Below are 26,398 nucleotides of genomic sequence, written 5' to 3' on the forward strand. Positions count from 1 at the left end.
CACCTCTCATTGTGCAGTTTTTTGTATCTACACTAAGCTTATGACTGTATTCTATAAAAGCACAATGACGTGATAATAAAAAGGTGAACACATGCAATTTAATAAAAATATGATTGACGAATTAACCCTGCTTGCTAAGTTTCCCCGCGACTCACAAATGCAAGGCATTAAAATCCACTCTGATGCAGAAGAAACAGTAAAAAATGCTGCAAAACGTCTTTATGACAAAGGCATTACTGATAGCCCTGATGGCGGCTATTTAACGGATTTAGGGCTAGATTTGATCAATCACGTGAGTGTTATTAATTCCGCACTGAGATAAAAATTAGATAATAAAAAGGCCCAAAATGATTGGGCCTTTAGTTTTAATAACAACGAATTAGATTGCGTCAGGTTGGTTCTGAGGAGCCGCATCAATAAAGGCATCTAGCTTATTACAATGCTCATAAACTGCGGAGATTTTTGGGTACTTACTCATATCAACGTTAAAGCGTAAGGCATTAAATACTTGCGGCACTAAACAGACATCAGCAAGTGTTGGTTTGTCGCCAACGCAAAAAGTGTTCGCTTCATCAAGTAACTTTTCGATACTCTCAAAGCCAACTTCTACCCAATGCTTATACCAAGCCGTTTTTGCTTCTTCATCAACACCAAGATCATTAGCTAAGTACTTTAATACTCGCAAATTATCGATAGGGTGGATATCGCACGCAACGGCATAACATAAATTGCGGATCTGGGCTTTTTGCCATGCATCACCTGTTAAAAGCGGTGTTTCTGGGTGCGTTTCTTCAAGCCAATCTAAAATAGCCAGTGATTGTGCAAGCACACCTTGATCAGTTTCTAGTGCCGGTAATAACCCTTGTGGGTTTTTTGCTAGGTACTGGTCGCTTTGCTGCTCTGATTTTAATAAATTAACGGTGACCAACTCGTGATCAATGTTCTTTAAATTAAGAGCAATGCGAACTCTGTAAGCGGCTGATGAACGAAAATAGCTATAAAGTTTCATTATGCGTCCTGTTTACCTGTGAAATGTTTTTTAATAGTGCGCCAACAGTCAGTGTAATTAGGCTGACGCTCTTTACCTTCAAGAGCATATTTAGTTGGTGAAATAACGTAACGCGATTCGAACATAAATGCCAAGGTGTTTTCGTAGCGTTGTGGTTTAAGTTCGGCATTTGATGCTTTTTGAAATACATCTGCTTCTGGACCATGTGGCGACATGCAATTATGTAAACTTGAACCCCCAGGCACAAAACCATGCTCTTTTGCATCGTATACGCCTTCGATAAGCCCCATGAATTCACTCATAATATTACGGTGGTAATAAGGTGGACGGAATGTGTTTTCAGCCACCATCCAACGTGGAGGGAAGATAGCAAAATCGATATTAGCGACACCTTCTGTACCCGATGGTGACGTTAGTACGGTGAAGATTGAAGGATCTGGGTGATCATAACTCACGGTATTCATAACATTGAATCGAGCAAGGTCATACTTGTATGGTGCACTATTACCTGTCCATGCAACGACATCTAATGGAGAATGACCAATATCGCAGCGGAACATATTGCCATTAAACTTTGCAACTAGTTCAAAGTCTCCCTCTACATCCTCATAAGCCGCAACAGGGTAGTGGAAGTCACGGTCATTGGCGTAACCATTAGCTCCTACAGGACCGCGCTCTGGTAAAATATAGGCATGGCCATAGTTTTCACAAATATAGCCGCGGGCTGTGTCCGTTAATAAATCAACAGCAAATTTAATCCCGCGAGGAATTACGGCAATTTCACCAGCTCGGACTGTTAGTTTTCCACACTCAGTTCTTAGTAATAGTTCACCTTGTTGTGGTACGAACAGCATTTCACCATCAGCATTATAAAAGTAACGGTGTTGCATTGATTTATTGGCTACATAGATATGAATACCTATACCTGTTTGTGCATTTGCACTGCCATTAGCTGCAATGGTAATCAAACCATCAATAAAATCTGTTGGCTGCTCAGGAATTTCAATTGGATCCCAACGTAGCATTGTCGGCGGCGTTGGGACTTCTGTGATAGGAGCGGTACGAATAAGGCCATTGTCTATAGGTTTATAATCACCTTGTACTACTGACGGGCGAATACGATAAAACCAAGTACGGCGGTTATCAGCACGCGGCGCTGTAAATGCTGTTGTGCTGAACTGTTCAGCATATAAATCGTATTTTACTTTTTGAGGGCTGAATTGACCGATAGGTAATGCACCGGGTAATGCTTCGGTTTCGAACTCATTACCAAAGCCTGTCATATATTGTAATTCGTTATTCATCACTAGACTCCTGAAAGGTTTTAGGTAAGATACTCTCATGTGAGACTAAATTCAAACTGCACTGAATTTACTTGTGTAAATAATTTTTGACAGTAGTGAAGCCATGACAACAAACAAACACCCAACGCTCGATTTACAGCAGTTCTTACCTTACTCATTAACCAATATTGCAATGCAGATGAGTGAGCAATTTAGTGAGCTATATCAAAAGCAGTTTGATTTAACCGTGCCACAATGGCGAGTAATCGCGAACCTAGCTCAATACGGTGAATGCACTGCTAAACAGTTGTGTGATATGGCACAAATGGATAAGTCAACGGTGTCCCGTGCAGTAAAGTCGTTATTAACAAGAAACCTTATCGCAGCAAAAGCGAACCCAACTGATAAACGCGCAAACTTGTTATCGTTATCAGAGGCAGGAGTAGGTTTGCATAAACAAATTGTTCCGTTAGCAAACGAATGGCAAGCAAGTTTAGTGAGTGACTTAGACAGCCAAGAAATTAAACAATTTATGAACACTCTTAGTAAGCTTTCCAATTACTTAAATAAAAATGTGTAAATCTGTAATCAATGCATTATAGCAATTGATTTAGGGAATCGATACGTATATGATAATGGCTATCATTTACAATTAGCAATTTGGATGTCTCCTGTTATGAAATTAGCGTTAAACACCGTGAAGACACTAGGTTTAAGCCTAGTATTAGCATCTACTTTTATTGCCCAACCTGTATTGGCAAATGGCCCAATTGGTGAGCACGTTAATCATCTAAAAGAAAATTTAAAAGATTACTCTGATGACGTTGAATGGATGATCAACAAAGTCGATGTCATGGTGAGTGATTACGAAAGCAAAGGTGCTAAAGCTGTAAAAAGTGATGACCTAATCGAATACTGGGAATCAGTAAAGTTCCATAGTGCAATTGAAACAAACTATGTACCGGTTTATGCATCAATTTGGCAAAGTATTTATGGCATCAAAATGGCTATTGATGATAAAAAACCTGCTGCTGAAGTACGCACTCATCAAAAGGCGTTGAATGCTGCCTTGTGGCAAGGTTTAGGGGCTGTTAAACTTGCCGCGGATTTCCAGCAAAATGGCTTGTTAAAAGCTGTAAAAGCGACTGCTTCAGAAGAAATGACGCAAAGTGCTACCATCGATGAAATCAAACACAAATTAGACCGTGTTGTTGCAAAGTACGCAGAGCGTTTAAGTGACGAAGCAACAAAAATCGTACATGATACTTACTTGCATTTATTCGAAGGTGTTGAAGGTACACTTATCGAAAAAGATGCGAAGTTAGTCGAAGTGCTCGAAAAAGATTTTAATGTAACCCTGCCAAAAGCGATTTCTGATAAAGGGTCTGTTGACCAAGTACGTGCAGTGGTTGTTGATATGCAAGAAAAGCTAGATCGCGCTAAGGTGTTATTAGAAGAAGCCGAAAAAGCTCGTAAGGATGTATTTTAGTGAAGCGTAGAACCTTTATTCAAGGACTTGCTGCGTTCGGGGTAGTAGGCGCAATGCCACTACCTCTTTCTCGTGCCTTCGCAGCCAGTGCTGCAAGCCCCGTTTCTGTAAAAGACTTACCCGCCCTTGAGGGTGACTTAACATTATATTTAGGCCGCGGCGAAGGCGGCTTGTACGAAAACGTACTGCAGTCGATCGAAAAGAATAATCCAAAATTAAATTTATCAATTCGTAGAGGCCCAACGGCTGCGCTTGGCAATATGATTGTCGCTGAAGCGAAAGCAGGAGTTAAACGTGCTGATTTATTTTGGGCTGTTGACTCAGGTGCGATTGGTTTAATTACCGACGCGGGTTTGGCTAAACCATTACCAAGTGATTTAGCAGCACAGTTACAGCCACAATTCCGTTACCCTGGTTGGGCACCGGTTACCGGGCGTATTCGAACTCTACCTTATAACACCAAGCGTCTGAGCAAAGATGATATCCCCGACAGTATCATGGCAATTGCTGACAGCGATTTATCAATAGGTTGGGCACCTGCTTATGCTTCTTTTCAATCATTCGTAACGGCTATGCGTATTCTTGAAGGTGAAGATAAAACCGCTAAGTGGCTTAAAAAGGTTCAAAAACGTTCGAAAACCTATGCTGGTGAGCTTGGTGTAGTAATGGCAGTTGAACGTGGTGAAGTCGATATTGGCTTTGCAAACCATTATTACACATTACGACTTAAGTCAGGTAAACCAGACGCTAATCTTGATCTTGCTTTTACCAATCAAGATGCCGGTTGTTTAGTTAATGCATCAGGTGTTTTATCGTTAACAGATAACCCTAATGCGATGAATTTTATGCGTTACTTACTAAGTTCTGAAGTACAAAGTTACTTAGCCCGTGAAGCCTATGAAATTCCACTGATCCAAGGTATTGAACAACCAGCTGGCTTACCAGCATTAACGGATGTGTCACCGCCGAAAATCGATTTAACTCAATTGGCAGATTTAAGGCCAACACTCGACCTTATGCGCAGTAGCGGTGTTTTATAATGCGCATACCTGCTTCTTATCCGATGGCGCTGCTTGCAGCGCTTTTGGCGTTAGTGCCAGTTTATATTCTGATCACTTTAGCAAGTGATGCGACTGCTGTATTTGATAGTCATAACTTAAAAATTCTTGGTAACACCTTATCACTTATGGTGTTAACGGTAATAGGCTCTATTTTAATTGGCGTACCTCTGGCGTTTATTAGTGCCTATGTTCAACTTCCTTTTAAAAAGCTGTGGCTTGTTCTGTTTGCCGCTCCACTAGCAATTCCAAGTTATATTGGAGCGTTTACTTTGTATGCTGCATTTGGCCCCGGTGGTGAGATAAATCAGCTGCTCGGCTTCGAAACGCCGCCTATGTATGGACTAACAGGCGCTGCCATTGTAATGACCCTGTATACGTTTCCTTTTGTAATGCTAACAACTCGATCATCTTTACTTAGCTTAGATGCCAGCATGGTTAATGCTGCACGTACTTTAGGTATGTCGATGACAATGAGTGTATTTAAAGTTATTTTACCTCGGGTTATCAATGGTATAGCGGCAGGCTCTTTACTGGTTGCGCTTTATACCTTATCAGACTTTGGTACACCGGCGATGATGCGTTTAGATACGTTCACTCGGGTTATTTATGTAGAATACAACGCTTTTGGTTTGAGTCGTGCGGCAATGTTATCGCTACAACTGATGGTTATCGTTGGATTTTTATTGTTTATCGAGTCACAAATTAAAACAGCTTCAGAACGCCATGGACGTTCATTGATGTTATTTCCATCGAATGGTCAAAAAGTTGCGATGTTACTGACATTTTTACCAGTATTGCTACTTGCGATTTGTTTACCTTTGGCAATTTTTTTACTTTGGCTTGCCCGTGATGGAGTTGCAGATTTTGACTTCAGTATTGCTTGGCATTCAGCCTATGCATCGGGTATTGCTGCTATCGTTGCTGTTGTTGTTGCTGTACCTGTTGCTCATGCAGCGTTGAGTGGAAAAGCAGGGCGTATTATGGAGCGTGTAACTTATTTTGGATTTGGTATTCCGGGTATTGTGATGGGAACGGCATTGGTATATGGCGGTCTACAGTTGCCACTCTTTTATCAAACCTTAGCTCTATTAGTAATTGCTTATGTGCTGCGCTTTTTGCCGCTTGCAGTTGGCTCTGTAAGAACCAGTACTGAGCATCTAGATTCAAGTTTAATAAAGTCAGCACGAGTACTGGGTGCCAGCCCGCGTGAAGCATTTATGCGAATTACTTTACCTTTAACTATGCGCGGTATTATCGCAGGTGCTGCTTTGGTATTTTTAGAATCAATGCGTGAACTTGAAGCAACACTTTTACTTGGCCCAACGGGTTTTGAAACCCTTTCAACATATTTGTGGCGTGTTTATGAAGCCGGTTACTTTGGCCGTGCTGCTATTCCTGGCTTATTGTTGGTAGTGATATCAGCTTGCGGCTTGGCTATAATGCTCTCAGGTGAAAAGCGCAGTCAATTAGAACATTAAGGATCAGTTTAATGCTATCAGTTAGTAAGCTGTCTATCGATTATGGTAGCAATCGTGTGGTAAGTGAACTTAACTTATCACTTGGGGAAAGTGAGATCCTCATGCTAGTTGGTCCAACTGGCTGTGGTAAAAGTACAATTTTACAAGCGTTAGCTGGGCTTATTCCTATTAGCGAAGGCGAAATAAATTTAGGTTCATGGCGAGCTACGCCAAAACTAAAAGTTCCCCCGGAAAAACGTAAAGTAGGAATGGTGTTTCAAGATTTTGCCCTTTTTCCACATTTAACTGTTGAACAGAATATTTGCTTTAGACTTAACGATACTTCTAAAGCCGATCATTGGATAAAGCTACTAGGTCTTGAAGCATTTCGAAGTAAAAAGCCGGCAACCTTATCTGGTGGTCAAAAGCAGCGTGTCGCACTCGCTCGAACTCTTGCTCATGAACCAGACTTTGTTTTACTTGATGAACCATTATCTAACCTAGATGCAGCTCTAAAAGATACTCTTCGATGGGATATTAGAAATGCATTAAAGGCTGCAGGTGTTCCCGCTATTTGGGTGACCCATGACCAAGAGGAAGCCTTATCTGTCGGTGACCGTGTAGGGGTGCTTAAAGAGGGGGTAATTCAGCAAATTGATACTCCTGAGCGTTGCTTTAGCTTGCCAAGTAATCGTTTTGTGGCACGCTTTTTAGGTGAGGCAAGTTTCATTGCCGGTAATTGTGTAGGTGATACAGCCACAACAGATATAGGCAATGCACCAGCAATCAAAATTGATCATGATGCAGCAAAGGTTGATGTATTGTTGCGCCCTGATGATGTGCATCTAATTAATAATGCTAATACAAATAACGGTGAAGTGACCTGGGTACGTTATGAGGGTGGCAGCCGATTATGCGCTGTTAAACTTGCATGCGATACTGTGGTGACAAGCCGTGTGAGCCATGAGGTGATAGTGCGCCCGGGTGATGCTGTGCATGTTTCAATCAATACAACCCATCCACTTGCGGTTTACGCAGCTTAAATAAAACTTTGTGTGCAGGTCAAATTGGCCTGCATTTTCATATCAGGGTAGGTCGGGCTTTAGTCCTTGATCATTCAAGTTTAAAGATTTGTCGCCATAAATGACGACTGACATAACAACGCTGGATCGCGTTAAACATCAGCCCTCAGCCATCAAACGCGATATAAAATCGCTGCTACTAGCAACTTGCTAACTTTACTCTTGTTCCTTGCTAACTTTCCCCTAGTAACCTGTAACTCACTCACTTTCTTCTAAACGTAAAAAGCCCGCCAGTAGGGGCGGGCTTTTGCTTTATAACAAGGTTAACTCGTTATTAGAATGTGTAACGTACACCTACACGCATTTCCCACACTGATGCGCTGCTTTGAGTTGCAGTTTTACCATTGTTAGGGGTAAAGTTTGAGTATACATAACGACCTTGGTCATCAAGGTCAACAGTCACCATGCTGTTACCAACAAAACTACCTTTCTTAAGTACGCCCCAGTCATCGTTTAACATGTTAGTTAAGTTATCGATAACGAAGAATACTTCACCTTTGTGACCAGGCATGAAACCAGGTAACTCTTGAGTCATCTTGAAGTTAACTTTCGTGAACCAATCAGCATTTTGACGGTTACGACCAGAGATTTGACCGCGTTCAAGGCCTTGAGCAGAAATCCATTGGTTAAACTCAGTTACTTCTTCAGGTGTCATGTTGTAAACAACGTTAGGATCATTCACTTCAGGGATATACATTAACTGACGACTACCGTTTGAGTTGTTATCACCCCAAACATCATTGTCTCTATCATTAAACGTGTAGCTGTAAGGTAGACCTTTATACGTTTCGCTGAATAGGTTGAAACGTGTGTTGTAACCATCAAACAACTCAGTTGTGTAACCTAATGTCATAGTAAAGCGATGTGGGATCTCGTAATCAGATGTGTGTGCACCCGGGTTAGTCGGATCGTATGTCGCTAAGTTACCATAGTTTGAGCTCGCTACCGAGCTTGTCATAGGGTTAACATCAGTTGAGTCAGTGTAAGCGTAAGCTAGTTGTAAGCTAATGCCGTTATCAAAGCGTTTGCTCATCGCAGCAGAGATAACATGCGACTCACCACTGTCGCCACTCACATTAGTAAGTAATAAGTCACCGCGACGACCTTCTTTAGACTTAAGAATTGGACGACCATCAAACGTTGTTTCACCAGAATCTTGTAACGCGATATCTTCTAGGAATGCAGCATCTTTACGTTTAGTGAATAAGTAATCTAGTGAGAATACGTACTCATCTTCAGTTGTGTATGTTGCACCCACTGAGTATTTCCACTCTGATGGCATTTCGAAATCAGGGTCAACAGCGTTTACAGATGAATCACCTGAACCAATAACTGTGTTTGCAACTTCATCATACATATCTTGTGGAACTTCGTAACCTGGCGTACCACCGTTAACGTTTGGCGTATTGAATAAATCGATACCGCCCGAACGGTAAGCACTGATATTAGTAATACCATCGTTAGAGTATGAGTTAGATAACCATACGTTCGGGTTACCACCAGAGAATAAGCCAACACCAGCGCGTACTTCTAATGCATCCGTTGCGTACCATTCAAAACCAACACGTGGTTGAATTAAATCGATACCATCGAATGTTGCTTGGTTGCTGAAACCGTAGCGATTAGTAAAGTTTTCATTGTAGTTTGGTTTGTCGTCACTTGTGTATTTGTCGTAACGAAGACCAAATGTTAATGTTGCATCTAAATCTGTGAAGCTGTACTCATCTTGTACATAGAAAGTGTGTTGTGCGTATGAGAAGTTAGCAGCTGCGTCAGTTGGGTTGTTTGTACCCGCTGCATTGTTATAGTAGATACGGTCTGCTAAACCTGCTTCAAAATCATTAACTGATTTAAAACGCCACTCACCTTGCGTATGCTGAACGAATTGGTTGAATACGTCTAATTCTTCAAACTCATATCCAGCAGTAATTGTGTGTTGATCAAGGTAATAAGTACCTGCAATTTTTGCTGTTACTGTTTCGTAGCTAAGAGCATTAGATTGACGAGAGTCATCTGGGCCAATATAGATTGTACCACCATCAGCAGTACGAATTTGCATCTCACCGAAGCTACTTGCCGCATCTAAAGAACGTACAGTTTGGTCAAGCTCAGATTTACCTAGACGAACCTCAGTTGAAAATTCATCAGACCAATCTGAGTAAAGTGAACCAATGATTGATGTAAATTCAGCACTTTGCTTGAAGAAGTGATTATCTAAAGTAACAGTGTTGCTGTAAGCATCCGATTGAGACAGTGTAAAACCATCATTGTAGTTATAGATTAAGTTTGCACGGTGATCGTCGTTGATGTTCCAGTCTAACTTAACTAAGATTTTTTCATCTTCAACTGGTGCGCTTGATGGCATTCCACCTGCGTCATAACCGTAAACGTCTTGAGCAATTTGCTGTACACGAGCAACATCTGCCGCTGAAACACTACCAGTGTCTAAACCGCCGTAGTTGTACTGTTTAACACCTTCAAGTTTTTCGTAAGATGTGAATAAGAAAAGGCTATCTTTAATAAGTGGTAAGCCAACGTTGAAGCCATAACGTTTTTCAGTGTAATCACCGTTGTCGTAGTCTTCACCTTCGATTTTGTCGCCTTTCATTGAATCATTTGTGTAATCGAAGAACATACCACCGTGTACTTCGTTACCACCAGATTTAGTAACTGCGTTAATGTTACACGATGTGAAACCACCGTATTGAACATCAAAAGGCGCTAGTTCAACGGCAACCTGCTCGATTGAATCGAAAGAGAAAGGAGCACGAATTGTCGGGTAACCGTTTGAGCTTAGACCGAAGTTATCGTTCATACGAACGCCGTCTAGCGTTAAGCTGTTGAAACGTGGGTTACCACCACCACAGTTGATTGAACCGCGGCTATCATCGATTGTTACACGTGGGTCAATACGAACGATGTCACGTAAGTCACGGTTGATGGCTGGTTGGTTTTCTAAATCTTCAAGTGTGAAAGTCGCAGCAGGACCTGTGCCACCAGACATACGGCTGATAGGACGACCTGTAACAACGATTTGTTCGATGTCTGATTGCGGCTCTAACGTAACATTAACAGGGTAGTCAGCACCAACTTGTAGGTTAATGTTGTTGAAAGTTTGATCTGCAAATACGTCAGAATCTACAACAACGCGGTAAGGACCACCTACGCGTAGGCCTTTAGCTGTGAAGTAACCCGCATCGTTCGTTTCAGTTTCTTTAGTTGAACCTGAAGGTAAGTGAACGATAGTAATCTTAGTGCCAGCAGCAGGGTTGCCGCTAGGACCTTTGATTTGACCCTTGATAGCAGATGTTGTTTCATTTGCTAACGCTGCACCACTCACACCAACACATGCTGCAATAGCAAGTGATAGAGCTGTTTTGCGGAGTTGGATTTTCATTATGTTATTTCCCGTGTTAGAGGTTATGTTTCATTTATAGTTTGCTGTCAGTTGGCATCTTAAGTGCCTTTACTAACGGTTTTGCTGATTTATCAAATAAACTATTTAATAAACCGGCCAATCTTATCCCGCCTTGCTGTAGGCGAGTTTTAACAATTGGTAAGTTTTTATAGATATAACTATAACTTACGTTTGTTTCATTTTCTTTATAGATTGAATTTGCAATATTATGTGATTCGATTAACCAATCGCTTGGTGAACTGGTAAGGTAGTCCATTATCAACGCTTGATTTGTTGTATTTATAAATTGCGCAAATTCAGTATAGGACAAATTTTCATTTTCAATGAGTTTTGAGTCCCATAGGCTATGTAAATTGGTATCTTGCCCGAAGAATGTGACAGAAATATTGTTGCCGCCACGATCTTCACTGCGACCTGCATGGAATGGTTGGTGACTATCACCAACAAGATGAACTAAAAAGCGTAAAGCAAACTGTTTTTCTGCAAGTGATGCTTTTTGGTTTTGTAAAACTGAAATTGAATATTCCATCCCTTCAAGGATGTCAGACACTGTGTCTTTATTGTGGTGGGCATGAGAGTCGAAATGGGGATCAGCATCACCCTCTTTGAAATTGATGTAATGCCAGCGAGATGACTTTTTTTGCCAAAATTTCTCAGGGGCAGAGCGCATTTCATCGGCCCAAGTGGCAATTTGAGGGAGTGACTCGCCATCAAGTAAAGGAATTAATGCTTGCCTCGTGGTGTCAGTAATATGCTTAGATGCAATTTCACCAACAATACGATGACCATTTTGTCCCCATGCATTAGCCGGAGTACTTAACACCGCTGAAATAACAGGTGTCGATAACAGCAACATCTTTATTGTTTTTTGTAACATTGACTCAGTGTCCAAAAATGAATGTGCCCTGAAGCACGATTACTTGGTGCTAATTCTCCTGAATTTTAAAACAAATAGAAAGGACTCAATAAGATTCATAATTTCTTGTTCATATATATTTAAAAACAATGAGTTATTTATTTCAGGTAAAATTACCTGTTGTAATAAGTAAGAATAATTGTTCAAATAGAGGCAAGGGTGCGTTGTTGGCTATAAAAATTGAATTTAAGAACAATACTAATAAAAAAATCTTTGATTGTTACATTTTTGTTTCTGTCGTTTGGCTTGTTTTGTTTTGTGGGAATTTTACAAGCAAATAAGCCTATATCTGATATCGATACGTTTATTGAAACTTCTTTTCAATGTGATACTAAATCTGAGGTTAATCTTAATGAACTTGTCGTATATTCATCTGGTAAACGGCTAGCTGAAGATGTCGCGTTTTCATTATGTCAAGACGACACTATCAGTAAGCAATATGGCAAGGTTACCTCTTATTGGGGTTACAAGACATCTGATACAGTTGAGTTTTTGGGTAAAGGATTAGCAGATTTGATCCTCGCAAAAGAAAACTTAATTAACGCTTTTATGGCAGAATCAACTTACAACTATAAAGCCGTTGTTGGTTTTCCTGATTACACCGCCTACTTTATTTCAAGCAAAGAAAAGCCGCGGCTAGATAAAAGTTATTTTCTTGACAAACGAATTGGCCTTTTAGATTACCCTACAAGCCGTTCTGGTCATATTTTGCCGAAACAGTTGTTTAAAAAGTTAGATATTAATTTAGAGAATTTAGACATTACCTATGCTGGCTCTCATTCAGAGCTGAGAGAATTACTAGCAAGCGGTAAAGTTGATCTAATTTCTTCTTATTGGCAAGACATAGACCAGCAACGTTTTTCAATCAATTATATTACTCCCATCAGTGACAACATTAGTGGCAGCCGTTGGTACCTTAAAATGCAAGATGAAAACACAGATCTTCTCTGTGCTGTTCAAAAACGTTTAATTGATTTAGCGCATGACCAAAATTCTCATTATTTCAATCACGTTCAATCATTCTTTAACTGTAAAACGCAACACTCGTTGCGAATTAATGCTGAGGTAAACAATGCTACCAATTAGAGTAAAGCTAATTTATGGTTGTTTATTCTTCGTTATTTGTCTGGTCTTATTTGGTAGCTATATTCTTGCAAAAGCGGTTAAGTCAACAGAGAATAATCAATTAAGCTTGGCAAATATAGAGAAGCGAATCGCCTTAGATTTAACTCATTTAAACCTTCCTGATGACTTTTTAAAGCATTCTGGTAGTAAAGAGGCTGTTATTGACTACCTTGCTAAGCTTAATTCGCAGCTCAAAGAAACCCCGATTTTTGTTTATTCCATCGAAGGAATTACAGAGTTTCCAGCAAGAGCAGATCTGATTGAAAAGCAACTTCAAACACCACAAAAAGTTTTTACTATTAGTTTTGTTATTAATAACAATATTTTAAATAAAAATGATATTGCAGTATTTATTTTGGTATGTTTGTTTTCACTTGCGATTAGTTATTTATTCTTCTTAAGTGAACGCACAAAATTACAAGTTGCAAAACAACTTCCTGAACCTGAACCGAATAGTAAAACAAAACCTATTTTGATTGTCGATCTTCAAAATAAAACATTGGCAGCAAATTGTAGCCCTGATAAACCTGTTGCATTAGCCAATAAGCCGTTATGTTTTTATTTGGCTTTGGTTGAGTTTTGTACTGAAAATCCTGATGTAGTGCTCAATCAGAATAAGGATGTTCCTGAAGAGTTACTTACACTTGCTAATAAGTATTTTTACCGGTTAGTTGAATTAGGTCATACAGTCCGTAAAAGACCAAATTTTACCAATAGTTTAGAAAAAACCTTGAGTGAAATCCGCGCTGCGCTTGATGATGTTTGGCAAGATCAACCAGAAGTTAAAGATGTTTATTATCCACCGAAAGCGCATGGTGAAGGTTCGCGTTCACGTTTACATCATTATGGATTAAAGAACATAACGTTAGAAAATATTGAAGTGATAGGTAAGTAAAACTAAAAAAGGGAAGTCATTGACTTCCCTTTTTACTTTTAATTTGTTTATTTAGGCGCGAAGTCGGCCGCTTTAACAGGACTATTTTGCTCAAAGAAACGTTTTAATGCCTGTGCGTCAGTATCATCTGTACTGACAAAGCCTTCTTTGTTTGTAAGAGTAGGGTAGCCATCACCACCTGAGGCGTTGTAGCTGTTAATACTCATACGATATGTTTTCGTCATATCAAGTGGTTTACCAGCAATTTTAACATCAGATAATGTGTCGTTTTCACGCTTAAAGCTTAATTTATAATATTGTAAGTAAGCACCTGAATCAGGTGGGAAAGAAGTCACAACAGATAGGTAATCAAATAATGCCTTCCCGGTCATATCAATATAGGTGATACGGTTTTTAAAAGGGTGAACTTTTAAAATGTCTTTATAGCTCACATCGCCAGCTTGAATGCTATCACGAATACCACCGCCACTTATTATACCAAAATCAGCACCAACAGATTGCATTTGTGCAGCAATTATTACCCGTGCTAGGTTTACTTGCTGGTAACGAACTTTGTTACGGTCACCCTCTAGCTTTTCATCAACTGCACCAATCTTTCCAGCAATTTGCGCTGCCCCTTTTGCTTGATAAACAGAAAGTACATCTTGTAAGTTTTTGTTTGGTTCGATGTAATCAGCTGCCAACTTTTTATTGCCGTTTTCATCATTGATATAAAGATTTACCGGAATAAGCGCGTAATTAAGTAGTGTTAGTTGACCATTTTCTAATTTGAATTCAGCTTTACCAACATATTTACCCCACTCATGTGCTTGCATGATCCAAGTACCATTTTGTTGATCTGGCTTACACTCTTTGCCTGGTATAAAACTCTCATCTGCAACGTTGGCTTCTTTCATACAGACCGGTTCTTGTGAATGCCCACCAACAATTATGTCAAGTGTACCCTTTGGTAGATTACGAGCCATTGTTACATCACCCGGTGCATTAATGCCAAAGTTTGCATCAACATAATGGCCCATGTGTGTAACTGCAATAGTGATATCAGGGTTGTATTGTTTATCGATTTCAGGAGCTAGCTTTGCTGTAACTGCTGTTGGGTCTTTAAACTCAAGGTTGCCAATATATTGAGGGTTACCTATTTTAGCTGTATCTGTGGTTGTTAAACCGATTACAGCTATTTTTAGGCCATTCTTCTCAAAGATCTTATATCCTTGATAACGTGTCTCGCCAGTTGCCTTATCTATAATATTGGCAGATAAAAATGGGAAGTTAGACCATTTTTGTTGTTGATCAAGTACTGCCAGTGGGTTATCAAATTCATGATTACCTATAGCCATGGCATCATAACCAATGATTGACATACCTTTAAAATCAGGCTCTGCATGCTGTAAGTCAGACTCGGGAATACCTGTATTGATGTCGCCACCTGAGAGTAATAATACTGCATGACCTTTTGCTTTAGCATCAGCTCTTAATTGATCAATTAAGGTCTTACGAGCTGCCATACCATACTCACCTTGCTCATTGTGCCAAAAGCGACCATGGTTGTCGTTTGTATGGAGTAATGTGAGGTATTGTACTGAATCAGTGTGAGTAGAAGAGCTGCAAGCCGCTAAGGTAAGCAGTAAAAAAGAAGATAAAAAAAAGCGCATAATTGTTTGCCTGTTAAAAGCAGTAGTTAATTAAGCGCTTAGTTTAAACGACTTATATTTAAATTAAATGTCTTTTATAGATTTTTATTGCTATTTTCGGTATTTAATTGTCCAGTCGCAGCGAGTTGCCTACGAATTAACTCTTGTTCTGCATAATGTGATTTTTGATGGTTATTACCAACCATCCAGTTTAAGAAGCTCGCTGGTAATTTACTATACGGCTCACCTTGGTGTAAGCCAAAATCGCATATTGCGTTTTCTTCATTCGCCATGGTTTATTCCTGTGTGTTCTTTGTTGTCATGCAAATACTAACAAACTCAGTCTATTTGATAAGACGATTTTGATTTAAGATTTATATTTTTTATAACCATAATGAATACGCGGTGTAAATAAATGTAACTAACTTGTAATTGATTTGGCGCGTTTTGTGTAACTATTTTGTTTGCTATTTAAGCGCCTAGCGTTTTTGTTTAGTCTTGCTGCAGTTTTAGAATAAAAATATCAGGAAAGATAAAAAATGAAAAAATATTTAATTGCCTCTGTGCTTTGTGCAGCAAGCTACAGCGCCAACTCAACTATCATTGAAATGCAAACTAACCAAGGCACGATTACAGTTAATCTATTTGATCAACACACCCCCATAACTGTAGAAAACTTTTTAAATTATGTAGAAGAGGGCACTTATAATAGTAGTGTCATTCATCGCTCTGTTGAGAATTTTGTTTTACAAGGCGGAGGATTTAAATTTGATTCTGATTTTAAAGCTATTGAAACAAATGATGCGATAAAAAATGAGCCTAAACTATCTAATGTGAAAGGCACCATTGCGATGGCTAAGCAAGGTGGTAATGCAAATAGTGCAACTAGCCAATGGTTTTTCAATTTAAAAGACAATAGTGCTAATTTAGATCTTCAAAATGGTGGTTTTACTGTGTTCGGCCAAATTACAGCTGAAAGCCAAATGGTGTTAGATAAAATCACTGAACTCACACACTGTGGTGATATTCCTGTTGTTGGTTTAAATAACGATCAATGTCCAACAGATACCTCAGGCTTTAATGGTGAGAATTTAGTAACTATTAATAGTGTGGTAATTCTTGATGATGATCCGAACTCTTCTCAATTATTAAAACCAAAAGAAAACACGCTGATCAAACAAGATAAGCCTTCAGGTGATTTAGACAGTGGCTCAGGTGGTAGTATGGCGTGGATGCTGTCTTTACTAGCTTTGTTTGGCTTTTGTCGTCGTAAATAATTCCTTGATAAGGCGCTTAAAAGCGCCTTATTTCTTAGTATTACTGAGTATTAAAAGATTGTTATTAATATCAGTACCCACATAATCAGCATAATAAAGCTACTGATAACAAAGCTATAATATCTAGCCTTTAACGTATTAGAGGTTAAATGTATAAAGCTATGGATTATGCGCAAAACGACATAAGCCCAAGCAAAGCCAACAAAAACAGTACCTACAGCATTTAGTTGTAGTGCAGTTAAACACGCAATAAAAAACAGTACAGGCATTTCGAACTGATTTATAAAGTTACGATCTGCAACACGCACGTGCGCACCTGCTTTTTCTAAATCCATTGTAAGAAAGTCTTTCATTTCTATGGTTTTTTTCTTAGCTGCGCTAAAGCGGCGCTTGCCCATAATGTACATTACTATGAATGTAAGTAATACCTGAGTAAACATCGCTACGATTAGCCACTTTTCCATAACTCATCCTTTTATATTGTAATTATTATGATTATTAGCCTTTTGCATTGCTTTTTCACAATGTGTTACAAACTTTTAGTGTTAGTCTGTTAAAAAGCATTGAATTGCGGCTGATGAAAACTCATCATAAATAAAAATTGATTCAATATCTAATGGATACATAATAATGAAAAAAATAATGGGCCTTAGTGCAATCGCATTTGCTGTATTAGCTGGGTGTTCTTCAACATCTACTATGACTTCATCTACAGCTAATAGCAGCCTTATACCTGATTCTTTGGTTGTCAGTCCAAATGATGCCCGAGAATATAAAACACTAAAACTAGATAATGAGATTGATGTTATTTTAATCTCAGATCCGAGTGTAGAAAAGTCAGCAGCTGCACTTAGTGTTGGTGTCGGTTTACTACACGACCCTATGTCGCAACAAGGTATGGCACATTATCTAGAACATATGCTTTTCCTAGGTACAGACCGCTATCCTGATACCAAAGGTTATAGTGATTTTATGACCAAAAACGGTGGTGCGCACAACGCTTACACTTGGTTAGATATCACTAATTATATGTTTAAAGTAAATAACGATGCCTATGATGAAGCATTAGACCGTTTTTCTGACTTTTTTAAAGCACCTAAGCTTTACCCTGAATACACTGATAAAGAAAAAAATGCGGTTAATGCTGAATGGTCAATGCGTCGTGAAATGGACTTTTTTGGACAATTTAAATTAGCACGCAAAATGATGGGAGACCATCCTGCAAACCGTTTCTTAATTGGTAACCTAGAAACGCTAGGTGATAAAGAAGGCAGTGATTTACATAAAGAAACGGTTGCTTTTTATAATAAATACTATTCATCTAATATCATGAAAGTGGCGATGATTTCTAACCGTCCGCTAGCTGAAATGGAAGCAAAAGCTAAACAGTATTTTGCAGATATCGAAAATAAACATATCGAAAAACCAACAGTAACAGATAAACTTGATTTTGATAAAGCTGGTGGTAAACGTGTTTACTATTCACCAAATGAAGACGTAAAACAATTACAACTTGAATTTACAATCACCGATAACAGTTCACAGTTTGCAGTTAAACCTAATCGCTTTGTGTCTTACTTGTTAAGTAATGAAATGCAAGGCAGCCCGGCACAAATATTACGCGATAAAGGCTGGGTATCACGTTTATCTGCTTCTGATTCACCTACACAATATGGTAACTACGGCAGCTTAACAGTAAGTATTGAACTAACTGACGCCGGCATGCAAAACCGTGAAGAAATTGTTGCTATGGTAATGCAGTATATTGCGTTAATTAAAGAGCAGGGTGTTGATAGCAAGTATTTTAATGAAATTCGTACTTCTTTAAACAATGAGTTTCAATTTCTTGAAAAAGGTGATGAGTTTGGCTACGTAAGTAACCTTACTGATAGTATGCAAAAGTTCCCAGTGAACAACGCAATTAATGCACCTTACTATTATGCAAAGTTTGATGCTGACGCTGTGCAAAACGTGCTTTCACAGTTAAACGAAGAGACGCTACGTATTTGGTATATTTCAAAGCAAGAAGAGACAGACTCGCAGCTACATTTTTACGATGGTAAATATCGTATTGAAGATATCAGCGACGAAGAAGTTGCAAGCTGGAATAAACCAAGCGAATATGCTTTAGCTTTACCTACTGTAAACCGCTTACTGCCAGAAAGTTTTGCTATTAAGACCGCGGAATTTAAACAGCAAGCACATCCTAAACTGGTCTTTGATAAGCAAGGTGTCAAAGTTTGGCGCCAAGCAAGTCAGCAATTTGCTGAGCAACCTAAAGGGCTTGTTGAAGTTTACATTAACACACCTGATGCATTAGTTGATGTAAAAGCACAGGTGCTTTACTCAATTTGGGCTGATCTGTATAACTTAGAGCAAAGTAAATTAAGCACTGAAGCGGCTGTAGCAGGTATGAGTTTGGGGTTACAGCCAAGCAATGGTCTTATATTATCACTGAGTGGTTTTACTGATAAGCAGGACGTATTATTGGCTCAGGCGCTTGAAAATCTTACTTTAAATGTATCAGAAGATGGTTTTGCACAAGCGATTGACCGTTATAAGCGTGATTTACTAAATCAACAAAAGCAATTTCCTTTCTATCAAGCATTTGGTGAATATTCTAAGCTAACACGAAGTGGTAAATTTGATACCGAAACCTTAATTGCGGCGGCAGATACGCTAACCCTTGCTGATTTTACTGCTATTAAGCAATCAACTCTTGCTGCAAATGATTTACGTGTATTCACGTTTGGTAACTACAACCAAAATGATGTTGAATCTATTGCTAATAAGCTAACAGCTATATTACCTAAGGCTCATAAATCTACTGAGTTTGCTCGCAGCAAAGCATGGTTGCCACAAATAGGTGAACGTATTGTATTGCAAAAGGATATTGATGTAGCTGATGTAGCGATTATCGATATGGTTGTTCATCCAACACCGGGTTATAAGCAAAAGGCTCAAGCGCAAGTGTTACAAAGCCACTTCAGAACGATTGCTTTTGATAAGCTTCGTACCGAAGAGCAGCTTGCTTATGCTGTTGGTGCGTTAGCCCGTCCGATTGAAGATTACTCTGCACTAGGTCTTTATATCCAAACACCAGTTAAAGGCCCTAAAGAAATGCAAGAACGCTTTGATGAGTTTAAAAAGCAATACGCAGTAGAGCTTGATAACATGACAGAAGAAACATTTTCACAACTTAAAAATGCAACGCTGGTATCTTTAAAAGAGCAACCTAAGAATCTAAGTGATGAAATGTCACCACTTATCACAGATTGGTATCGTGAAAACTTTAACTTTGACTCTAAAGAAAAGCTTATTGCTGAAGTTGAAAAAGTAACCTTGGCTGATTTGAAAGATTATTACAAGAAAACCATGCTGAACAGTGAAGCACCACGCTTGAACATTCAAATGCGTGGTAGCAAGTTCGCTGATAAGCCATTTGCAGATCTTAAAAACCAAACAAAAGTTGAAAACTTAGAAACTTATTACAAAGGAATTAAATTCCAAAAGTAACTTATTAGTTGATAAATAAAAGCCCAAGCAATTGCTTGGGCTTTTTAATTTAGGCGATGAGCAAAAACCCTATTAATGCAGCGGTTGCCGCCAGTAAGGTGTAAGGTAATTGAGTAACCGCATGGCTGACTAAGTCACACCCTGAGCCTTGTGCAGCAAGTACTGTGGAGTCAGAATAAAAGCATGCTTGACTACCAAACGATGACGCCGACAACAAAGCACCAATTACTAGAGGAATGTTGGCATCAATTGCATAAGCCAGTGGCATCACAATTGGAATAGTTACTGCGAAAATCCCCCAGCTAGAACCCGTTGCAAAAGCAAGTACTGCCATTGCTAAAAACACCACGGCAGGTAGGTACTGTGCTGTCATATAAGGGCTTAAAGTATTAATGACATATTGCGGAAGCATTAATTGATCACACACATCTTTAAATATAAAGGCCGCAACGACAGTACCAATTGCTGGGATCATACTTTTAAAACCATCTAACATACGCTCCACTAGTTCTGACAATGTCATTAGTTTTTGCAACATATAAAACGGTAACACCACAGCAAAGGTTGCAAGCAATCCTTTATATACGTCAATGTCGAAATAAACAGTAAACGCAACAAGTAAAATAATCGGCACTAAAAAGTTATAGAGTTTGCCATTGGATGCTGCTGTTTCAAAGTTCTCTTCTGCGGCTTTAACAGCGTATTCATCCGCAGTTTGTACATCGGTGTATTGGCTATTTGAGATCTCGATTTGATTATTCATTGCACGTAGTTGTGCCTTTTTCATCGGCCCAAAAGCAGGGATCACATTTAAGCTGACAAGCAATACAACAAGTACTGCAAACCATGCGTACAACATATAAGGGATTGCTTCGATGTATACGGCAATACCTTGGCCTTCTGCTGCAACATTATTATCGACTAATAGGCCACCAAAAAATACCGCCCATGTAGAGAGTGGTACAAGCACACAGATAGGTGCGGCAGTTGAGTCAACAACATAAGCTAGCATTTCGCGGCTAATTTTAAACTTATCGGTGATACGCTTCATGGTTTCACCAACTGTTAATGCATTGAGGTAATCATCGATAAAAATAATCACACCTAACACAAAGGTCATTAGCAAAGATGAGCGTTGACCTTTGGCAAACTTTAACGCTAATTCAGCAAATGCACTTGCTCCACCGGTTCTTACCAATAAGGCAATCAAGGCACCAAACCCGCCACAGACTAAAATTAGCCAGGCAATGGTTTCATCCTGCATCACTTTTAACGATATATCAGAAAAGTTTGACAGTATAGCTGTTGGCCCAAGCATGGCTAAACCAAACAAAGCTCCAACAAGTAAAGATAAAATAGGGCGGCGTAACAACACGGCCAAAACAACCACCAATACTGGCGGTAGTAAACTTAACGCAGAAGGTTCTTGCATTATATTTTTCACACAGTTAAGCAATGCGAGATTGCTTACAGAAATCCGAAGTCTATCGACTTAAGTAACTGCTTTACGCGAACACACTTTTATGGACCCAGTAGGGAAAGTGCCTGCGTTGGCTGGCGCCAGACAGTATAGAGGGTATACTGCTTTTGTTTTGCCCAAAACATCGAAAGAAAAATAATCTTGAATATAAATTTAGTCAATAAGAATTTTTATTGCGATGGTAATTATTTTACACTCTTCAACGGTGTTACTTTTTTAATTTAATTAAGCAAGGGTTTATGGCATTTTCAGATACATACAGACTCAGTAGTCACGCGGTTATAACTAACAACCAAGGTCAAGTGCTATTACTTAAAGCTAATTATGGTCAAAAAAGTTGGGGATTACCTGGCGGCGCTTTAGATAAAGGCGAAACAATTCATCAAGCGTTACTTCGCGAATGCCAAGAAGAGCTTAATTGTGAGGTAGACATCGTGTATTTAAGTGGTGTTTATTATCACACTGCATTTAATTCTCATGCGTTTATTTTTCGAGCACATCTGCCTAATGATGCCCAGATAGTGTTGAGTAATGAGCATACTGAGTATGCTTATTTCGCTATTGACGAGCTCTCAGCAGTGCAAAAAGAGCGTGTTTTAGATTGTCTTAATTTTACCAATGATGTGGTAAGTAAGGTATTTTAATATATGACAGATATATATTTACGTGCTGGCCAGCCTGATGATGCTGCATTTATTGTTGAGCTTTTAAACCAAGCAACATTTTTAGAGCATATCGGAAATAAAAATATAAATACACCAGCACAAGCAGAGCATTATATTCAACAAACGTTTATAAATAGCCACCAGCAATATGGCTTTGGTAGTTATATTGTCTGTTTAGCTGATGGTACACCGGTTGGTATGGTGGGGCTGTTTCAGCGTGATGCATTAGCTATTCCTGATTTAGGGTTCGCGTTGTTAGGCAACTATGAAGGCAAGGGCATTATTACATCGGCAGCTAGGTTGTTGATGGCCAAAAAACACGTATTAGATCTTGGGGTGCTTGCAGCAATAACCTCGCAAACAAATATTGGCTCGCAAAAGGTACTACAAAAACTAGGCTTTGAGTTTATAGGAGATGTCATCATTAACGATGACAATCAGCCACTTAAACTCTTATTAAATAGCAAGCTTTGACACTTCGTTTGCAACTTGTTTGTTAACCTTTAGCCAAGTTGATTCAAGGGTGGCTACAAGTCCCTCGTAATCACTTGCTTGTAACGGTGTAAGCTCATTGAAGTAATTGACCGCCTTCAACTTTCTGCCAGATTCAGGAGTTGTATAGTACAAGCGCCAAAGCCCCGCAATGTTGGCATTACCTTGCTCATCACCATTAAAGTGATGTAGCTCATACTCTAATTCATAAAAGCTTTGCTGGTCTAAATCGGTGATCACAGGTAAGCCTTTTATAACCATCCAATTATCAAGCTCAGTGTAAAGTTGTTGATGAGCACTGGCAGTTAACATCAAATCAGGAGATTCACTCCATAAATGATAGTTAGCAGCATTCACTCTGTTGTTATCAAGCACCATGGCGATACCACGATTATTTAGCGCACCACGTAACTTCACTGTGTTAATTCTGAGCTGAGCTTGGGTATTCTCCGCTAAGCGTTGCATTGCCACTATCGGCTGCGAAAATTGATAATACTCAATGGTTGAGAATGAAGTTTGGCTACAGGCCGAAAGTAACAGCACTGATGCAATTGAAGCACAGAGTTTAAAGTTCATTATTGTTTCCTCGGCGTTGGATCTGCAGGTAGCTCTTTATCAAAGATCAACATATTCGGTTGCTGGTTTAAACCACGTGTAAGTGGTTGTAGCTCTTCACTTAAACGTTTAAATTCAGACAAGGTTGTTTGTAATTGCTCATGGAATGTTGATCCTTGTTCGTAACTTGCCATGGTTTTTTCAAATTGCTTCATCGTCTTATCGAACTGTTGCATGCTTTTGGTCATCTCAGCAAAGTTGCGATTAATATCACCCGGTAAATCTTGAGTATCTTGTTTATTAAGCAATTCACGCATGTCATGTGCAAGTGCTTGGTATTCTGCAAAGGTCGTTTGCATTTGTGCCAAACTGTCTTCGATTTTGAGATTATTGACTTTATTTAATACATCAGAGACTTGATCAGCAATGACTGTAATTCCACTTGAAACACTCGGGAATACTGTATAGTCAGCAATAGTTGTTAATTCTGCAGGTTCAGCATTATCATAAATGTCCAAGTCCACATACACTGCACCTGTTAATAAGTTTCCTGGCTTTAATGAGGCTCTTAAACCACTTTTAATCCAGCCATCTAAACTTGACTGCCAGAACTCTCTGGCTGCAACATTGTCATGGTAGAGTCTTCCATACTCAATTTTAATCAGTGCTGGCACTGCAGTGTTATCGACCCTAAAGTGGGCTGGTTTGCCATTTATAATGACATTTGCAGGTGCTTCAACAACAGTACCGATGCGCATCCCTCGATATTCAACTGGCGCACCAGGACGTAATCCACGAATTGATTGTTCAAAGTCAATTAGATAATAATCAAAGTCATAAAATCGCTCTTCAAGAGCAGCTTTGTAGCTATTACTTAGTGAGAAGCTATGGCCATTTGTGGCAATTTCCCCTGGTTTCTGTTGCTCAGGAATACCAACAGAAATCCCTCCTTTAAGTAACTTACTCAAAGAGCCCGTATTGACATTAATACCATCGGCAGACAAATCAATTTGTATACCTGAGTTAACCCAAAAGATAGAATTAAGCGTGATCAGGTTTTGATAAGGCTCATTAATGAAAATACCATATTTCATGGCTTGATTTTTCCAATCAAAAGTAGCCGTTTCTATTTGCCCTATTTTGTAATCCTTAAAATAGATACCTGTACTCACATCGAGCACTTCAGCGTTATAGCCATGGAGGATAAAGCGACCTCCTTTTACATCATTGGCAATTAGCGCAGGTTCATCTTGTAGTTCAAATCGCTCGGATGTTTCTTTACTTTCGCCTGGAGCAAACTCCAGATAAACACCCGACAATAGGGTACTCATCCCACTAATACCGGTATCATCAATGCGTGGTTTAACAACCCAAATTTTCGCATCATCCGTTAAAAGGTCTTCATAGTGTTTATCTATTTGTGCTCGTGCAATTACACTATCTTGTTCATCTGAGAGTCTTACATGGTCAATTTGACCAATTTTTACACTGCGTACCTTTATTTCTGTTTTGCCTGCGATAATACCTTCAGCATGGGGCATTTTGATAAAGATTGTTGTACCTTTATTTGCTTGGTATTGATACAGCATCCATGCGCCGATGAATAAAGCGATTACAGGAATAATCCAGATTGCCGATATGTTTGGCGCTGTTTTTATATTTGCTTTTTCGCTCATGCCAAGGTCTCTTGTTTTACTTTATTTAAGTTATTAGGGGAATCCCACAATAAACGTGGATCAAATGCATGGGCTGCCAGCATCTGGCAAATCACCATTGTTGTAAAGAATATAGTTCCTATACCAGGCGTTACTGACATCAAATTTCCTAACTGTACTAAGGCTACTAAAATTGCCACAACAAATACATCGATCATTGACCATTTTCCAATAAATTCAGTTAATTGATAAATTCGTGTGTAGCTTTTGGTTTGTCTGTTTGCCGGCTGCATCACCATAAAGCATAAAAAACTCAAAATGAGAGCTTTTGCAAGTGGTACGACAACACTCGCTAAAAAGATGATCATTGCGATAGGATAAGAACCACTATTCCACAAGATCATCACCCCACCAATTATGGTTGAGGGGGTTTCATCACCTAGGCTAGTGGTGTACATGATTGGGTAAATATTTGCAGGTATATAGCAGGCAACGGAAGTGATCAGCCATGCTGCCGCTTTTTGTACACTAAAAGGGTTACGAGTGTATGTTTTAGATTCACAACGAGAACAGATTTCACTGTCGCATAGTTGACCACATACATGACAAGCCCTAAGGCCTTGGTCGATTGCACGAGTATTCGGCTTGATTTGCTCTATAAAAACAGGCTCTTTGAGTTGATACCATAGATTTTGTTTATTGAGCTTAGCTGTGGTGGCAATATAACTAATAACAAATGCGCCATAAGCCCAAAAGCTCACACCAAATTCAATGTCAGCCATCGACATTATTTTTACCATGCTGACCATGACGCCAATTAAAAATATTTCTGACATAATCCAAGGCTGCAGTGCAAATGTTGTTTTTAAGAGCCTTTTTCCCCATTGATAAGGGAGTATCTTAAGTAACCCTAAATGTAATGGGATTATCAGCACAAGCAGTAACATAGGTAAGCCTATAATGCTGATATCTATGAATAATCCTAAAAAATCATTGTCGTAGTTAAACAGAATACGTGCCGCATCAGGTAAGGTTATAGTTTGGGTGATGCCACTGCTTGAAAAAGATAAAAACGGGTAAAACATGCTACTTAACAGCATTAAGATCGCACTTAAGCTCAGCGCTACGACAGCACTATCTTGATTTGCTTGCGAAGAAGACAGTTTGGTTTTGCAATGAGGACAAACCGCTACTTGTTTCGCACTTAAATGTGGGATCTCAACGACAAGGTCGCAGCTAGGACAGGCTGTTTGCAAACTTAGGGTCTCATAAACAAGAACTTAGTTTAGTTTGCATCAATAACTCGATAAATTCAAATGCACCCTTTCCTAAAATAGGCTAGAATTTACGCAAGGCGCATAGATTAACTATGCAACTGTCTATTAAGGTGTG

At 39.2% G+C, this 26,398-nt stretch carries 23 protein-coding genes; 12 read left to right on the forward strand and 11 right to left on the reverse strand.

Going from position 1 to position 26,398, the window contains the following annotated elements:
- Positions 1–91: 91 nt before the first annotated feature.
- On the forward strand, positions 92–322 hold the full coding sequence (locus E5N72_RS18455) for a TIGR02647 family protein (protein WP_105180290.1): 231 nt from the start codon (positions 92–94) through the stop codon (positions 320–322).
- Positions 323–379: 57 nt separating this feature from the next.
- On the opposite strand, the gene maiA is transcribed toward E5N72_RS18455, so the two are convergent.
- Together maiA and hmgA are read right to left on the reverse strand one after the other, a co-directional pair.
- Positions 380–1,009 (reverse strand): maleylacetoacetate isomerase, encoded by a 630-nt coding sequence (gene maiA, locus E5N72_RS18460; RefSeq protein ID WP_135926574.1) that lies wholly within the window; start codon positions 1,007–1,009, stop codon positions 380–382.
- On the reverse strand, positions 1,009–2,313 hold the full coding sequence (gene hmgA, locus E5N72_RS18465) for a homogentisate 1,2-dioxygenase (protein WP_135926575.1): 1,305 nt from the start codon (positions 2,311–2,313) through the stop codon (positions 1,009–1,011). Before hmgA ends, maiA begins: the two co-directional genes overlap by 1 nt.
- 103 nt (positions 2,314–2,416) lie before the next feature.
- Here hmgA and E5N72_RS18470 point away from each other — a divergent pair, with 103 nt between their 5' ends.
- The 5 genes from E5N72_RS18470 to E5N72_RS18490 all read left to right on the forward strand — a co-directional run bounded on the left by E5N72_RS18470 (position 2,417) and on the right by E5N72_RS18490 (position 7,342).
- Entirely contained in the window at positions 2,417–2,872 is a 456-nt protein-coding gene (locus E5N72_RS18470) for a MarR family winged helix-turn-helix transcriptional regulator (RefSeq protein ID WP_135926576.1), read from the forward strand.
- A 96-nt stretch (positions 2,873–2,968) separates the two neighbouring features.
- Positions 2,969–3,781 carry a hypothetical protein gene (locus E5N72_RS18475; RefSeq protein WP_135926577.1) on the forward strand — a complete coding sequence of 271 codons (813 nt, stop codon included), beginning with the start codon at positions 2,969–2,971 and terminating at the stop codon, positions 3,779–3,781.
- Complete coding sequence (locus tag E5N72_RS18480) at positions 3,781–4,821, forward strand: extracellular solute-binding protein (RefSeq protein WP_135926578.1); 1,041 nt, start codon at positions 3,781–3,783, stop codon at positions 4,819–4,821. The genes E5N72_RS18475 and E5N72_RS18480 overlap by 1 nt, the downstream gene beginning before the upstream one ends.
- Positions 4,821–6,320, forward strand: coding sequence for an iron ABC transporter permease (locus E5N72_RS18485; RefSeq protein ID WP_135926579.1), 1,500 nt, complete (start codon positions 4,821–4,823; stop codon positions 6,318–6,320). The genes E5N72_RS18480 and E5N72_RS18485 overlap by 1 nt, the downstream gene beginning before the upstream one ends.
- A gap of 11 nt (positions 6,321–6,331) precedes the next feature.
- Positions 6,332–7,342 (forward strand): ABC transporter ATP-binding protein, encoded by a 1,011-nt coding sequence (locus tag E5N72_RS18490; RefSeq protein WP_135926580.1) that lies wholly within the window; start codon positions 6,332–6,334, stop codon positions 7,340–7,342.
- Positions 7,343–7,655: 313 nt separating this feature from the next.
- Here E5N72_RS18490 and E5N72_RS18495 read toward each other — a convergent pair whose 3' ends face one another.
- Together E5N72_RS18495 and E5N72_RS18500 are read right to left on the reverse strand one after the other, a co-directional pair.
- Positions 7,656–10,778, reverse strand: a complete 3,123-nt coding sequence (locus E5N72_RS18495; RefSeq protein WP_135926581.1) for a TonB-dependent receptor — start codon at positions 10,776–10,778, stop codon at positions 7,656–7,658.
- Between the two features lie 34 nt (positions 10,779–10,812).
- Positions 10,813–11,676, reverse strand: a complete 864-nt coding sequence (locus E5N72_RS18500) for a S1/P1 nuclease (protein ID WP_135926582.1) — start codon at positions 11,674–11,676, stop codon at positions 10,813–10,815.
- A gap of 219 nt (positions 11,677–11,895) precedes the next feature.
- Between E5N72_RS18500 and E5N72_RS18505 the strand changes: the two genes are divergently transcribed.
- The gene (locus tag E5N72_RS18505; protein ID WP_135926583.1) at positions 11,896–12,801 is read left to right on the forward strand and encodes a hypothetical protein; all 906 of its coding nucleotides are present in this window, start codon (positions 11,896–11,898) and stop codon (positions 12,799–12,801) included.
- A 106-nt stretch (positions 12,802–12,907) separates the two neighbouring features.
- Positions 12,908–13,735 carry a hypothetical protein gene (locus tag E5N72_RS18510; protein ID WP_240704558.1) on the forward strand — a complete coding sequence of 276 codons (828 nt, stop codon included), beginning with the start codon at positions 12,908–12,910 and terminating at the stop codon, positions 13,733–13,735.
- Positions 13,736–13,782: 47 nt separating this feature from the next.
- Here E5N72_RS18510 and ushA read toward each other — a convergent pair whose 3' ends face one another.
- Together ushA and E5N72_RS18520 are read right to left on the reverse strand one after the other, a co-directional pair.
- On the reverse strand, positions 13,783–15,387 hold the full coding sequence (gene ushA, locus E5N72_RS18515; RefSeq protein WP_135926584.1) for a bifunctional UDP-sugar hydrolase/5'-nucleotidase UshA: 1,605 nt from the start codon (positions 15,385–15,387) through the stop codon (positions 13,783–13,785).
- A gap of 74 nt (positions 15,388–15,461) precedes the next feature.
- Complete coding sequence (locus E5N72_RS18520; protein ID WP_135926585.1) at positions 15,462–15,659, reverse strand: hypothetical protein; 198 nt, start codon at positions 15,657–15,659, stop codon at positions 15,462–15,464.
- Between the two features lie 246 nt (positions 15,660–15,905).
- On the opposite strand from E5N72_RS18520, the gene E5N72_RS18525 reads away from it, so the two are divergent.
- Positions 15,906–16,643, forward strand: a complete 738-nt coding sequence (locus E5N72_RS18525) for a peptidylprolyl isomerase (RefSeq protein ID WP_135926586.1) — start codon at positions 15,906–15,908, stop codon at positions 16,641–16,643.
- Positions 16,644–16,693: 50 nt separating this feature from the next.
- Here the strand turns inward: E5N72_RS18525 and E5N72_RS18530 are convergent, their stop codons facing one another.
- Positions 16,694–17,107, reverse strand: coding sequence for an MAPEG family protein (locus E5N72_RS18530; protein WP_135926587.1), 414 nt, complete (start codon positions 17,105–17,107; stop codon positions 16,694–16,696).
- 166 nt (positions 17,108–17,273) lie between these two features.
- On the opposite strand from E5N72_RS18530, the gene E5N72_RS18535 reads away from it, so the two are divergent.
- Positions 17,274–20,159 carry an insulinase family protein gene (locus E5N72_RS18535; RefSeq protein WP_135926588.1) on the forward strand — a complete coding sequence of 962 codons (2,886 nt, stop codon included), beginning with the start codon at positions 17,274–17,276 and terminating at the stop codon, positions 20,157–20,159.
- 49 nt (positions 20,160–20,208) lie between these two features.
- Here E5N72_RS18535 and E5N72_RS18540 read toward each other — a convergent pair whose 3' ends face one another.
- Positions 20,209–21,591 carry a Na+/H+ antiporter NhaC family protein gene (locus E5N72_RS18540; protein WP_135926589.1) on the reverse strand — a complete coding sequence of 461 codons (1,383 nt, stop codon included), beginning with the start codon at positions 21,589–21,591 and terminating at the stop codon, positions 20,209–20,211.
- Between the two features lie 287 nt (positions 21,592–21,878).
- Here E5N72_RS18540 and E5N72_RS18545 point away from each other — a divergent pair, with 287 nt between their 5' ends.
- Together E5N72_RS18545 and E5N72_RS18550 are read left to right on the forward strand one after the other, a co-directional pair.
- Positions 21,879–22,283 (forward strand): NUDIX domain-containing protein, encoded by a 405-nt coding sequence (locus E5N72_RS18545; protein ID WP_135926590.1) that lies wholly within the window; start codon positions 21,879–21,881, stop codon positions 22,281–22,283.
- 3 nt (positions 22,284–22,286) lie between these two features.
- Positions 22,287–22,778, forward strand: a complete 492-nt coding sequence (locus E5N72_RS18550; protein ID WP_135926591.1) for a GNAT family N-acetyltransferase — start codon at positions 22,287–22,289, stop codon at positions 22,776–22,778.
- On the opposite strand, the gene E5N72_RS18555 is transcribed toward E5N72_RS18550, so the two are convergent.
- From E5N72_RS18555 to E5N72_RS18565, 3 genes are read right to left on the reverse strand one after another with little or no spacing between them, the layout of a single operon-like run.
- Complete coding sequence (locus E5N72_RS18555) at positions 22,761–23,372, reverse strand: PqiC family protein (RefSeq protein ID WP_135926592.1); 612 nt, start codon at positions 23,370–23,372, stop codon at positions 22,761–22,763. The genes E5N72_RS18550 and E5N72_RS18555 overlap by 18 nt on opposite strands.
- Complete coding sequence (gene pqiB, locus E5N72_RS18560; RefSeq protein ID WP_135926593.1) at positions 23,372–25,027, reverse strand: intermembrane transport protein PqiB; 1,656 nt, start codon at positions 25,025–25,027, stop codon at positions 23,372–23,374. The genes E5N72_RS18555 and pqiB overlap by 1 nt, the downstream gene beginning before the upstream one ends.
- Positions 25,024–26,262: a paraquat-inducible protein A gene (locus E5N72_RS18565; protein WP_135926594.1), complete on the reverse strand. Its 1,239-nt coding sequence runs from the start codon at positions 26,260–26,262 to the stop codon at positions 25,024–25,026. Before E5N72_RS18565 ends, pqiB begins: the two co-directional genes overlap by 4 nt.
- Between the last annotated feature and the right edge of the window lie 136 nt (positions 26,263–26,398).

It is taken from the genome of Pseudoalteromonas sp. MEBiC 03607 (genome assembly GCF_004792295.1).
Classification (GTDB): Bacteria; Pseudomonadota; Gammaproteobacteria; order Enterobacterales; family Alteromonadaceae; genus Pseudoalteromonas; species Pseudoalteromonas lipolytica_C.